Annotated in this window: 8 protein-coding genes, 1 pseudogene and 3 other annotated features; of the genes and pseudogenes, 1 reads left to right on the forward strand and 8 read right to left on the reverse strand. The window is 35.8% G+C overall.

Annotated elements, in window-relative coordinates:
• Window positions 1-10: 10 nt before the first annotated feature.
• The 3 genes and pseudogenes from ACIQ7L_RS02010 to ACIQ7L_RS02020 all read right to left on the reverse strand — a co-directional run.
• Window positions 11-1666: pseudogene (locus ACIQ7L_RS02010) on the reverse strand (BglG family transcription antiterminator); the annotation flags it as partial.
• A gap of 346 nt (window positions 1667-2012) precedes the next feature.
• Window positions 2013-3977 carry a lipoteichoic acid synthase gene (ltaS, locus tag ACIQ7L_RS02015; RefSeq protein WP_400566003.1) on the reverse strand — a complete coding sequence of 655 codons (1965 nt, stop codon included), beginning with the start codon at window positions 3975-3977 and terminating at the stop codon, window positions 2013-2015.
• Window positions 3978-4844: 867 nt separating this feature from the next.
• Window positions 4845-6470: an ABC-F family ATP-binding cassette domain-containing protein gene (locus ACIQ7L_RS02020; RefSeq protein ID WP_400566005.1), complete on the reverse strand. Its 1626-nt coding sequence runs from the start codon at window positions 6468-6470 to the stop codon at window positions 4845-4847.
• Between the two features lie 387 nt (window positions 6471-6857).
• On the opposite strand from ACIQ7L_RS02020, the gene ACIQ7L_RS02025 reads away from it, so the two are divergent.
• The gene (locus tag ACIQ7L_RS02025) at window positions 6858-7394 is read left to right on the forward strand and encodes a hypothetical protein (protein WP_400566008.1); all 537 of its coding nucleotides are present in this window, start codon (window positions 6858-6860) and stop codon (window positions 7392-7394) included.
• 50 nt (window positions 7395-7444) lie between these two features.
• Here ACIQ7L_RS02025 and aroA read toward each other — a convergent pair whose 3' ends face one another.
• The 5 genes from aroA to ACIQ7L_RS02050 form a co-directional block, all read right to left on the reverse strand.
• On the reverse strand, window positions 7445-8749 hold the full coding sequence (aroA, locus tag ACIQ7L_RS02030) for a 3-phosphoshikimate 1-carboxyvinyltransferase (protein ID WP_400566010.1): 1305 nt from the start codon (window positions 8747-8749) through the stop codon (window positions 7445-7447).
• Between the two features lie 17 nt (window positions 8750-8766).
• Complete coding sequence (tyrA, locus tag ACIQ7L_RS02035; protein WP_400566013.1) at window positions 8767-9867, reverse strand: prephenate dehydrogenase; 1101 nt, start codon at window positions 9865-9867, stop codon at window positions 8767-8769.
• On the reverse strand, window positions 9860-10960 hold the full coding sequence (hisC, locus tag ACIQ7L_RS02040; RefSeq protein ID WP_400566015.1) for a histidinol-phosphate transaminase: 1101 nt from the start codon (window positions 10958-10960) through the stop codon (window positions 9860-9862). Before hisC ends, tyrA begins: the two co-directional genes overlap by 8 nt.
• 16 nt (window positions 10961-10976) lie before the next feature.
• A complete protein-coding gene (gene aroC / locus ACIQ7L_RS02045; RefSeq protein ID WP_400566017.1) occupies window positions 10977-12149 on the reverse strand; it encodes a chorismate synthase in 1173 nt (390 codons plus the stop codon).
• Between the two features lie 52 nt (window positions 12150-12201).
• Window positions 12202-12436, reverse strand: a binding site (T-box leader).
• 9 nt (window positions 12437-12445) lie between these two features.
• Entirely contained in the window at window positions 12446-13522 is a 1077-nt protein-coding gene (locus tag ACIQ7L_RS02050; protein ID WP_097894735.1) for a bifunctional 3-deoxy-7-phosphoheptulonate synthase/chorismate mutase, read from the reverse strand.
• Between the two features lie 139 nt (window positions 13523-13661).
• Window positions 13662-13896, reverse strand: a binding site (T-box leader).
• A 55-nt stretch (window positions 13897-13951) separates the two neighbouring features.
• Window positions 13952-14189: a binding site (T-box leader), on the reverse strand.
• Between the last annotated feature and the right edge of the window lie 55 nt (window positions 14190-14244).

Genomic DNA, 14244 nt, shown 5'->3' on the forward strand with positions numbered 1-14244 from the left:
CCAACTAATTAGGTTTGTATTTCTCCTCCCTATTCAAATGCACTGGACCACTTATAAATTCTCTCAGCTCTTTTTTTAAAGACTGTTCATCTATAACATCCGCATATTTTTGAATGATCTGCATCATAATATCAACTGAATCATTTTGATCTTCACCAAATAAGGCTGCATTTACTTTTCGGAGTAATGATGCTTTTTCAGAATCTGTCAAAATAGGATTTACCATAAAAATAGGTACTGTCCCCTTCTCCAATTCAGTTGTCGTAATAATACAATCCACTTCAAATGCATTCGATTCATATTCTCGCTTTGAGATTGCCTTTAAAATATCGATACTCGAAAATAATTGTTCCAATTGATATTGCAGCATACGCGATGTACCAATACCATTTGGACAAACGAGTAATGCTGTTTTTCTTGGATTGGGAACGATTCCTTCTTTTCTCATCCAAGCACCAAAATGCATCGTAATATACGCCATTTCATCTTCTGAAATTTGTTTTCCAACGTATTCTTCAAAATGGTGAACAACTTTTCTTGTAAGAATATATACTTCTTCATAATTTTTTTGAATCGTATGCAGTAAGGGATTTTCTATTTCAATCCCATATTTCACACGATAGAACGCTGGTTTTATATGTAAATATAAGTCTGAAGCCAGTCCTGTAAAATCTTGAAATATAACACAAGCATAATGCTGAAAATCCTTTATCATACGATCTACAATATAACGGATGCCTTGAACATCATTTTTTTCATACTCTTTTTGCTGAGCATTTACTTTCGCTCCCAACAGATGAGTGGTAATATAATAAATTTCATCTTTTGGAAATTCCACATGTAAAACGTTCTCAAACTGCTTTCCGATATACTTAGCTGCTTCAAAGTGTTTTGTTTCTCGAAGAACATCTTTTTCAGCATCTTCCATTTCAACACATTGCCCTTGAACAATTCGATTACGAAACAAATACATGTAAACGCTTAAATTTTCAAGTACTTCATCCGTATATTGAACGCCTAAAAATCCTTCGCAATTCGATAGAATGTTTTTTATAAGGAGAAGTTCCTCTTGTTCTTTTCTATCCTTTTCATTTTCTCCACGGTTTACAATGTATTTTACGTGTGATATTAAATATTCCCATCCATGCTTTGCAATCAACTGTGAAAGATAAAAGGTTAACAAACTTCGCTTTCCTTGCTCAGTTCCTTCGATATAATAACCTCGTTTACGATCAAATTGTAAGGAAAGCTTAAACTTCACTAGCCCTACTTTCAATTTTTTTAAATCAGCAAGTGTAGTATTACGACTTACTTGTACAAGGTCTATTAAATCTTCCAGTAAGATTCTTTTTTCTTTCGCTAATAAATACAGAGCTATCCAAGCTTTTCGCTCGTGTGGAGAATAATCGTATTGAGCCATCGTAAATCCATGTAATTTTTGAATCACTGTTTGTTTTGTTTCATCATCTAAACAGTATCCTAATGATCGAATATATTTGATTGGTTCTAAATGCTCTGCAACTAACCAATCATCTATCTTTTTCATATCGTAATAAATTGTTCTTTTCGAAACTTGTAGTAGTTCCATGAGTTGATCTACAGAAGTATAACCATCTGCTTGAATAATTTGCTGTAAAATTGCAGTACTGCGATGATCTAATATCATATATGATGTACATCCTTTCTATACTTGTTTTTTAGTAGTCTTGCAAGTATAGATACTAACTTTGCAAAATTAGATTATTGAAATCACTTTCTACTAATATAGTATCTCGTATTTCATATAAAATTAAGTCCAAATTATCGTTTATGCATTGTGCAATGATTGTACCTTTTTTATACGCCCATTATATAGTATCAATACGGTATATGAAATTACAACATACATACTTAATTGAAGACAGTTTTGCTTGTATTCTTTAGAAATTCTCTTTAACTAGTAAAACAAAAAATCCTGCTCGTATGGATAGTATTCCATACGAGCAGGATTTTATCACAATATGTTATTTACTTTAACCTTCTTGCGTAGTTTTTACTTTCTTCTTATTTTTATCAGGATGGTTATAGTTGTACTTAGAGCTATCTACTGGTGTAAATCCTTCTGGTGTGTAGAATCGTAATAAATCTCCATTTACAACTTCATCAGAAAATTTAAGTTTCTGTTGAACCATTTTTTCATTTTGTTTGATTTCATCCGTTGCCCCTACTGGTTTTCCAGTGGTTGTGTCATAATATTTCCCATTAAGCGCAGTAACTGTTGGACTTACATAGCTACCATTACGGAAAGGAACAACTTGTTGATGCCCTGGTGATAATAAATCTGTACCAAATTGGATATAATTCTTTGTATCGGTACCTAGTAAATGTAACAGCGTTGGAAGAACATCAATTTCCCCACCATATTGGTGTTGAACTCCTCCCTTCATTCCTGGAACATGAATGATTAAAGGTACACGTTGTAATTGTGCATTTTCAAATGAATTAATTTCTTTACCCATGATTTGTGACATCGCTGCATTATGATTATCTGAAATACCATAATGGTCTCCATACATCACAATGATCGAATTGTCATATAAACCAGATTGCTTCAAGTAATCCATAAAGCTTTTTACAGCTTCATCTAAATAACGTGCTGTTTGGAAATACGTATCTACAGATGAATCACCCGTTTTTGCTGGTTCAATTGTCGCTTCATCCTTATTAATCGGATAAGGGAAGTGATTTGATAACGTAATAAACTTCGCATAGAACGGTTGTTTTAATGTTTGTAACATTGGAATAGACTCATTAAAGAATGGTTTATCTTTCAGACCATAGTTTACAACATCTTTTTCATTCATATCATAATATGATGCATCAAAGAATTTATTAAATCCAAATGATTTATAAATATCATCACGGTTCCAGAATGTTTTATAGTTACCATGGAACACTGCAGATGTATAGCCCTGCTGTCCTAAAATAGCTGGTGCTGCTTGATACGTATTATGAGCTTTGTTTGTAAATACAGACCCTTGTGGTAAACCGAATAGTGAGTTCTCTAACATAAACTCCGCATCAGACGTTTTACCTTGTCCTGTTTGATGGAAGAAGTTATCAAAATACAGTGTATTTGCATCATGTGTAAATGAATTTAAGAATGGTGTAACTTCTTGTCCGTTCAACTTGTAATTAATTAAAAAGTTTTGGAACGACTCTAAATGAATATAGATAACGTTCATACCTTTTCCCTTACCAAAATACTCTGGGTTAGGGCTTGCATAGTTCGATGTAATATAGTTTCTTACACCTGTCATGCTATCTCCATCTGCTAAAGCACGTTCTGTCGATGCTTTCATACTTTGGATACCATCATAAATTGTATAGTTGTACGCACCTAAGTATTTCACAATGTAGTTGCGGTCAAACGTTCTTGTTAGTAATTCAGGACGATCCATTTCTGCTAAACCTAAGTTGATGCTAAAAATCAAAATTCCTGTAATAAATACAAGTGACAATTTATGTTTTGCAACACGAATTGGTTTTGGATCTGCAAACTTTGTTTTTACTAACACAAATAGGATAATTGTATCTAAGAAATACAATGGATCATATAAGTGTAATAACGCTAAAATACTACCACCTAAATCTCCAAAGTTATTTGTTTGCGTTAATGTCGGGAACGTAATAAAATCGCTGAAAAAGCGGTAATATACCACGTTTGAGTATAAAAGAATTGACAGTAACAAATTAATAATAATTAACCAAATATAAGATCGTTTCCCTTTTGCAAATAATGCAAGTCCTAAAAATAGGACAGCTGAGCTTAGCGGGTTAAAAAATAGCAAGAATTTTTGGATTGTGTTCGATATTCCTAAGTCGAATTCTGTAACATATGCTGCATATGTTTTTAACCAGAATAAAACAACTGCAAAAATAAAGAACCCAAAATGATTACTTAACACACGCTTACTCTTTAATAATAATTGTTTCATCTCTCCACCTCTTTTAATCATCCAAGGCTTATTTTTTGATAAGTCCATCTCTATGTTTATTTCTTCATACAGCTCGTTCTTTTTTTTAACCATATGAAGAATATTAGTAATTATAAGTTGAAGTCTTTATTTATTCAACTATTTCTTACCAAACATTTTTGACCTTGATATATATTTAATAAAATGCATTTGTAACATTTTTTATTTCTATCTAACTTTCTAAAAATCCGTCCGGTTACTAGGACACTCCCCACTATAAACTTTTATTCTTCACTTCGCAAACATTCTTATTTCCAGAATTACCAATTGAATTGGTTGTTGCTAATTTATTCATTCTGAGAAAATTTCTTCTTACTGCGTCCTTTTTTTCTTCTATTAGTCAAAAAGTATGAAACAATCCTATTAAATTTCCCTTCCCTTTCACTTCAAGTTCACATTGAAGTCACATCTATCTTTTATATTATATCTATCGAAGCTGTTCCTCCCTAATAATAAGACATTCCCCAGTGTCTCGAACAGCTTTCCATCCCTAATTAAAATTGACATAAATTGTCCCCTTCCCTGACCATCTTGCGCTGACAAGATGGTCTATTTTTTATCACCTATTACTGAATAATGCCCCTTATCCATTAAACAACTATTCATTTATATAAATTCATTTTCATTTTTCGACATCTAAACCCCTGCTATAAAGAATAAAAAGTAACTTACTCTCGTTTACTTCGCATGTGGCAGGAAAAAGCCCTGATTGCTTCTATGCATGGCCAGATGCTCTCTTACACCTAAATGTCGGTTTTTTAATTGATGTACATATAAAAAAAACAAACCCCTCGCTCTATTCTAAGTGCGAGGGGTTTGTTTTTTAGATTATTTTCCTTGATACATTGCATCCACTTGTTTTTGAAGTTCTTCATTCTCTAAGAACTCATCGTATGTCGCTTCCTTATCGATTACGCCGTTTGGTGTTACTTCGATAATACGGTTTGCAATCGTTTGTACGAACTGATGGTCATGAGATGTGAACAGTAATGTTCCTTTAAATGCGATTAAACCGTTGTTTAATGCCGTAATAGATTCAAGGTCTAAATGGTTCGTTGGATCATCAAGCGTTAATACGTTTGCACCGCTTAACATCATTTTAGACAGCATACAACGAACTTTTTCTCCTCCAGATAATACAGAAACATTTTTCTTTACTTCTTCACCAGAGAAGAGCATGCGGCCTAAGAATCCACGTAAGAAACTTTCTGACTCATCTTGTGGAGAGAACTGACGTAACCATTCAACTAAGTTATATTCGCTATTCTCGAAGTACTGAGAGTTATCTCTTGGGAAGTGAGCTTGAGATGTTGTTACACCCCACTTGAATGAACCACTATCTGCTTCCATTTCCCCCATAAGAATTTTAAATAATGTTGTCATTGCGATATCATTACGTCCGATAAATGCAACTTTATCACCCTTATTTAAAGTGAAATACACATTATCTAATACTTTTTCTCCATCAATTGTTTTTGAAATACCTTCTACAGTTAATAAGTCATTTCCTACTTCACGCTCTGGTGTGAAACCAACGAACGGATAACGGCGTGATGATGGTTTAATATCATCTAATGTAATTTTATCTAATAATTTTTTACGAGAAGTTGCTTGTTTCGCCTTAGATGCGTTTGAACTAAAGCGCGCGATAAAGTTTTGTAACTCTTTTACTTTCTCTTCTTTTTTCTTATTTGCATCTTGTGTTAGTTTTAATGCTAATTGGCTTGATTCATACCAGAAGTCATAGTTACCAACATATAATTGAATTTTACCGAAATCAAGATCCGCCATGTGCGTACATACTTTATTTAAGAAGTGACGGTCATGGGATACAACGATAACTGTATTTTCAAAGTTCATTAAGAAGTTCTCTAACCATTGAATTGCTTTTAAGTCTAAGTGGTTGGTAGGCTCATCTAGTAATAAAATGTCAGGTTGACCAAATAGTGCTTGAGCAAGTAATACTTTTACTTTTTCTGCCCCTGTTAATTCAGACATTTTTTTATCATGAATGTCTTCTCCAATGCCTAATCCTTTTAAAAGAATGGCAGCTTCAGACTCAGCTTCCCAACCGTTTAGCTCAGCGAACTCACCTTCAAGCTCTGCAGCACGCATGCCATCTTCATCACTAAAGTCTTCTTTCATGTAAATCGCATTTTTCTCTTGCATTACTTTGTAAAGACGTGTGTGACCCATAATTACTGTTTCTAGTACAGGGAACTCTTCATATTCGAAGTGGTTCTGTTTTAATACCGCTAAACGCTCACCTGGTGTAATATGAATGTCACCTGTAGATGGCTCGATTTCCCCAGATAAAATCTTTAGAAATGTTGATTTACCAGCACCGTTTGCTCCAATTAAACCATAACAGTTACCTGGTGTGAATTTTATGTTAACATCCTCAAACAATTTGCGATCTGCGAAACGCAAACTAACGTTACTTACTGTAATCATGTGGTTCCTCCAATTTTTGCTACTTTTATATATATACTTCATTTACTATAACATATTTAGCTATCTAAAGGTATATCTAATCGGCTTTCTATTTCAGCGAACGAACATTTCTATTATGAAAAAAGAGAAAATGCTTTATCCATCTTCCCTTGTTCATTTATTTTCTAATTGCAGATTTATCATAAACGCACCCATCACTTTTATCCTGTCCACTGTATATTATATGAATTATAGACCTCGATACACTTACTGAAAATTCCTAACTTCTTATTTTCTTACAAGTTACTTATCAATGAATTTTTAATCTCAGGTATATAATTTGGCCAAGTAAATCACTTTTATTTCCATTTATATACTCGAAAGCAAAGAAGGGAAGAATAAACCATTATGAATTCTTACTTTAATAAAATAGATAAATTAAATGCAACTCGGGATCCACTTCCCTCAAGAAGGAATAGGGATCCAGGGGAAGAAACTTCTGAATTCACAAGACTCTCTGCATTCAGAGCTATCAACATGGCTACCCTTCAACAAATACCCGCCAATACTACTGTTAAAGTTTTATATCCTCATATACAATTTGATTTAGCAAATGAATTCAACTCAGCTGCATCCACGTTCATTCCTGAAACAAGAGGTGTATACTCATTGACTGCAAGTGTTCTTTTCTCACCGAATAATTTCAATGAGGGCTACAGAGGAAGAATAAGTATTCAAGCAAATGGTCATGAGGTAGCTGCTGATAATGATTTCTTTGGAGCAAATATCAAGATTAAAAATATCATATCCGTTTCTACCATTACTCAATTAAAACGTGAGGACATCGTTGAAGTATTTTTTATATCTAGCGTAGCTGGTACAATCAATTTACTTGATAGTATTACACGTTTTGAAGGAGCTAGATTCCCTTCCCCGTCAATTTAAATGAAAACGTCTATAACAATAGTAAAAATAGTTGTTATAGACGTTTTATTTTATGCCTTTTCTAATTCAGTTTGTAGTTTACTCAATTCCTTAAAGAACGTAGGATACGAAACTCCAACGGCCTCCGCATCTTCAAGTACTGTTTTATGATCTGCTATACAACCTGCAATCGCCAGCATCATTCCAATTCGATGATCCCCATGACTACTTACTGTACCGCCCTTTAGCGCGGACTTACCGTAAATAATCATCCCATCATCCGTCGCTTCAATTCGTGCTCCTAATTTTGTTAATTCAGCCACAACCGTATCGATACGATTTGTTTCTTTTACTTTCAATTCATGTGCATCTTTGATAACTGTAATCCCTTCTGCTTGTGTTGCCGCAAGCGCAATGATTGGAATTTCATCAATAAGCCTTGGAATGATCTCTCCACTAATTTCAATTCCTTGAAGTGATGACGTTTCAATTGTAATATTTGCAGCGGGTTCTGATGCATCCTTATGAATGGAATGAATTTCTAACTGAGCACCCATTCTCTTAAGAACATCTATAATTCCCGTACGAGTCGGATTCATACCAACGTTTTGTAAAACCAGTTTACTATTTGGAATCACCGCTCCTGCAACTAAGAAAAATGCCGCTGATGATACATCACCAGGAACTTGGATATCTGTCCCGATTAATTGTTGTCCACCAGCAATTTTTACAGTTTTGCCCTCACGAGTTACTGTCACACCAAATGCTTCAAGCATTCTTTCCGTATGGTCTCGTGAAATGTGCGGCTCTGTAACACTTGTTACACCTTCAGCAGTCAGTCCTGCGAGTAGAATGGCCGACTTCACTTGCGCGCTTGCTACAGGCGAAACATATTCAATTGCTTTTAAACCACCGCCCCGTATTGTAAGCGGAGTAAACGTCCCTTCTTCTCTACCATCAATTTTTGCTCCCATAAGTCTAAGTGGATTCGTTACACGTTTCATTGGTCTTTTCCCAATTGATGAATCACCTTGTATACAGGAATGAAAAGACGTATTTGCAAGGATCCCAGATATTAACCGTATCGTTGTACCAGAATTACCTACATCTAACACACTGTTAGGTTCTTGTAACCCTTCTAATCCTTTTCCAATTACAACTACTTCATCACCATTTTTTGAGATTTCTACTCCCATTTCTTTAAAACAAGCAATAGTACTTAAACAATCTGCACCAGGTAAAAAACCTTTAATTATTGTTTTTCCTTGTGCAATCGCTCCAAACATGACAGCACGGTGTGAGATAGACTTATCTCCAGGAATTGTAATGGTTCCCTTTAATCCGTTTTTCACATTTTGCACGGTTTGTTCCTTCATAGGCCATTCTCTCCTTATTACATTGTTTCGTATGTTTGGTATTCTTCTTTTTGTAATGCGATCGTCGCCTTTAGGCGATCTTCTTCTCTTTGGAAACTAATGCGAAGCACACCAAGTAATCCTTCTCGGGCTTCTAATATTTGCAAGCTCGTAATACTAATTTCTTTCTGTGCAAGAATACTTGTAATATGGGCTAATGCCCCAACTTTATCTAAAACATCTACATATAAATCATGATAAGCTGGAATTGCACCACTTTTTCGAACTGGTAAAGAGTCACGGTATTCTTTAGCATTCGCAAAGTAGTTTTGTAATTCATTTGCATCGCCTTTAGAAACTGTTCTATATAACTCTTCCATTTCTGAAATCCATTCTTCTAGTAGCTGCAGTAAATGCCCCTGATTTTGTCTGACAATATCACTCCACATTTTCGGACTACTTGATGCAATACGTGTAATATCTTTAAATCCACCAGCAGCAAGTTGATGAATGAGCGGATTATCTCCGGCATGCTTTTCAACTTGTTTCACTAAGCCCGCCGCAATTAAATGAGGAAAATGACTTACAATGCCCGTTACATAATCATGTTCTTCCGTATTCAATACGAGAAAATGAGCCCCTGTTCCTTTTAACCATCCTTTCAGTTCTTCTACTCGATGATTTTCTACATGACTCATTGGTGTTAAAATATAAAATGCATTTTCAAACAAATGTGCCTTTGCACTTTCAACTCCTGTTTTGTGAGACCCCGCCATCGGATGTCCCCCAATAAAAGAAATGCCTTCTGGTAATAAAGCTGACGCTTCATTCATGATTTTTCCTTTTGTACTTCCTACATCTGTAACAATTACATCTTCACGTAAATCATATAATGCGAGCTGACGTAATAACTTTGTTGTTTCTTCAACTGGGGAGGCAAAAACAATTAATTCCGCCTCCTCACAAGCAGTTTGTAAATCTTTTGCTATTTCATCAATTACATAAAGTTCTTTTGCTCGCTCCACTTGTTCACTATGAATGTCATAGCCCGTAATCATTACTTCATGTTCTCTTTTAATCGCTAATGCGAGCGAACCACCAATTAATCCTGTACCAATTAATAAAACTTTTTTACACATTTGCCTCATCTCGAAACTTGTTTTTTCTATTGATAAAGTGCTCTTTTAACACTGAAATCACTCCCTCATTCTGTTCCCTCGTCCCAATTGTAATACGAACACCGTTTGGAAACGGGCGAATAATAAAACCTGCATGTGCACATCGTTCATATATTTCCCCAGCATCATCTACTGGCAAAAAGATAAAGTTTGTTTGAGATGAATAAAATGGAATCTCATTCTCGTTACAAAAACGTTCATATTGCTCTATTCCTTCACGATTTATACGAACAACTTCCTGAATGAATTCTGCATCAGTACAAGAAATTGTTGCTGCCTTTTGCGCCAGGGAAGAAACATTGAAAGGCAGGCGAACAACATTTAATTTCTCAATCAATTCTTCCTGTCCAATGGCATACCCAATGCGAAATGATGCTAAACCATATGCTTTAGAAAATGTTCGTAATATAAGAAGGTTCTTATGTTTTTTCAATAGCGGTATTGTTTCTGGAAAGTCTTTCGCTGCGACGTATTCATAGTACGCTTCATCAATTACAATTAGCGTATCGTCATGTACTCTATTTATAAATTCATTTAATTTTCTGTCATTAACGTATGTGCCCGTCGGATTATTCGGATTACAAATCCAAATCATCTTTGTCTCTTCATCGGCAGCTAGGGCCATTTCCTCTACGTCATATATCCCATCTTTTAAAGGAACTTCTTTTACTTCGCATCCTTCAATCACTGCATGATGGTAATATTGGGGGAAAGTTTCTCCTGCTGTTACAATATTGTCGCCCGCGCGGAGCACCGTTCGGCTTATAATTTGAATGACTTCATCGAGTCCACTTCCACATATAATTTCTTCCTTTTGAACTTGTAGTTTTGCTGCAATCGTTTGGCGAAGTTCCAGCGCTCCTCCATCAGGATATAAAGCATGTTCATGCCACGATTTTTGTAATTCTTCCATAACACGCGGTGAACAGCCAAATGGATTTTCATTTGATGCTAATTTTACAAAAGAATGATCTCCATACACTGCTTTCATCTGCTCTGGTGATTTACCTGGTTTGTATGGTTGTAATGATGATAATTGCTCTTTTACCTTCATACGTCATCCCTCCTTTTTAAAATTCTTTTGCATATTTGTTATGCTGCATCATATTTTTCGTAATTAATTCCATGCGATCTTTTCCGAATTGTTCAACTAATGCGTCTGCAAGTTCCCATGCAACAACAGCTTCTGCGACAACACTTGCAGCTGGAACTGCACAGCTATCAGATCGTTCAATGCTAGCTTGGAACGCTTCTTTCGTATCAATATCTACACTTGCAAGTGGTTTATATAATGTAGGAATCGGCTTCATAACACCTCGTACAACAATCGGCATTCCTGTTGTCATACCACCTTCTAATCCACCGGCGTTATTTGTTTTTCTTGTGTATCCTTTTTCTTCATCCCAAATAATTTCATCATGCACCGAGCTTCCCGGCTGCCTTGCTGCTTCAAACCCAATTCCAATTTCAGCGCCTTTAAAAGCATTAATACTCATAATGGCTCCTGCTAACTTTGCATCTAGTTTACGATCATAATGTACGTAACTTCCAACGCCAATTGGCATTCCTTCTGCAATGACTTCTACAACTCCGCCAATTGAATCGCCGTTTGCTTTCGCACTATCAATCGCATCCATCATTGTTTGCTCTACTTCTTTATCAAGGCAACGAACAGATGAATTTTCTGTAATTGTTTGGATTTCCTCTATTGATAATTGGCCTACATTGCTTGCTTTGACCCCACCAATTTCAAGGACATGCCCTGCAATTTGTACACCTAATTCTTTTAAAAGTTGTTTTGCCACCGCACCAGCAGCCACCCTCACTGTTGTCTCCCTTGCAGAAGAACGCTCTAAAACATTTCGTATATCACGGTGACCATATTTAATTGCACCGTTTAAATCCGCATGTCCTGGACGTGGTTTTGTGATTGTGCGTTTCATTTCTTTACTTTCTTGCTCTGAAATCGGTTCAGCTCCCATTACTTTCGTCCAATGTTTGAAATCATCATTTTTTACAATTAATGTAATCGGTGAACCAAGCGTGATTCCGTGACGCACACCGCTGACGATCTCCACTGTATCTATTTCAATTTGCATGCGTCTCCCGCGACCATGCCCTTTTTGTCTTCTTAATAATTCCTTATTAATATGTTCTGCTTGTAACGATAATCCTGCAGGTACACCTTCTAAAATAACAGTTAACTGCGGACCATGTGATTCTCCGGCTGTAATATATCTCATTTCTCTTACCCCTTTATTATTTTTTGTACAAAAAAGTCCCTACTGAGCTCTCAGTAGGGACGATTATTATCGCGGTACCACCCTAATTGTAGACTACATTTGTCTACCTCTTATCATTGTTAACGATCTATTAGACCGTCTTTCCCTTCATAAAGACTCTTATCTTTACTACGAAAAAGATGCTCTAGGGCTGTAATTCATGCTTATCTTTGTACTGATTCTCAGCATCCATCAGCTCTCTATAAACAGGGAGATAAGCACTACTGTTTCCCTTTCTTCGCATATTCAATATGGAATTACGATAATTTATTTTTGAATCCTTTTAACTCTTCCATGAATTTATGGAACTCTGGAATATCCATTTGCTGCGCTGAATCAGATAACGCAACTGCTGGGTCTGGATGCACTTCTGCCATGACTGCATCTGCTCCAATTGCTAACGCCGCTTTTGCAGTAGGTAATAATAAATCTCTGCGTCCTGTTGAATGTGTTACATCCACAACGACTGGTAAATGTGTTTCTTTCTTTAAAATCGGCACTGCTGAGATATCTAACGTATTACGCGTTGCTCTTTCGTATGTGCGAATACCACGTTCACATAATATAATTTGATCATTTCCTTGTGCAATGATGTATTCCGCTGCATTGATGAACTCATCGATTGTTGCTGCTAAACCGCGTTTTAATAATACAGGTTTATTGACTTTACCTACAGCTCTTAATAGATCGAAGTTTTGCATGTTTCGCGCTCCAACTTGAATTACATCGACGTAATTAAGAGCCATTTCTACATCGTTTGGATTTAAAATTTCACTAATAATCGCTAAATCGAATTCATCAGCCACTTGGCGTAAAATTTGTAATCCTTCAACCCCAAGCCCTTGGAAATCGTAAGGTGACGTTCTTGGTTTGAAAGCACCGCCGCGCATTAATTTTAGCCCTTGTTCTTTCATCGCTTTCCCTACTTGGCGAACTTGATCTAAGCTTTCTACAGCACAAGGTCCCATGATGAATGTTTGTGTTCCATTTCCTAGTAATTCACCTTTGACATTAACAATTGTATTTTCTTTTTTCTTTTTACGTGAAACAAGCAATGCTTTACGATTGTCATCTTCTTGCAACTCTAAGCTCGCTTTGAAAATTGTTTTGAAAATGTGCTGAATTGTCGAAGTTTCGAATGGTCCTTCATTATGTTCTGCAATCATATCCAGTACTTCACGCTCACGTACTGGATCAAAACGCTTCGTACCTTGTACTTGCTTTTGTTCTCCAATTTTTTGAACAATTTTACCTCGTTTATTTAAAAGCTGTAATAATTGTAAATTGATTTCATCCACCTGTTTACGTAATTGTTCTAACTCATGATTTGCCATTTTATAATCCTCCTCTATTATTTTAAAAGTATAATAAGAGAATAAAAATTCTCTATTTTCTGAATCGATAAGCTATACAAATTTATTATGAGATCGATACCGCCTTTTATGTGTACAAAAAATCCCTACTGATCTATTCAGTAGGGACGATAGTTATCGCGGTACCACCCTAGTTGTAGACTCATTTCGTCTACCTCTCTTCACTGTTAACGATCTATTAGACCGTCTTTCCCTTCATAAAGACTCTTATCTTTACTACGAAAAAGATGCTCCAGGACTGTAATTCGCACTTGTCTTTGTACTGGTTCACACCAACCACCAGCTCTCTGTTACAGGGAAACAACTACTACTCCTTTTCCTTTCACTGCATTTCATATTTCATTTTCAAGTTGGACCACAAAAGTGCAAAAAGTCCCTACTGATTCAATCAGTAGGGACGATAGTTATCGCGGTACCACCCTAGTTGTAGACTTATTTCGTCTACCTCTCTTCACTGTTAACGATCAATTGACCGCCTTTCCGTTTTAAAGAATATACAAATCATCTTTAATCCGAAAAAGATGCTCCAGGACTGTAATTCACGTTTATCCCTGTACTGATTCACACCAACCATCAGCTCTCTGTTACAGTAAGATAAGCACTACTGTGATCCCTTCATTACATTTTGTTTATTCAAATGTTTTTGAAATTGAATAAGTATGATTCGTATTATAGAACGCCCT

The sequence above is a fragment of the Bacillus sp. NPDC094106 genome (assembly GCF_044764345.1).
Classification (GTDB): Bacteria; Bacillota; Bacilli; order Bacillales; family Bacillaceae_G; genus Bacillus_A.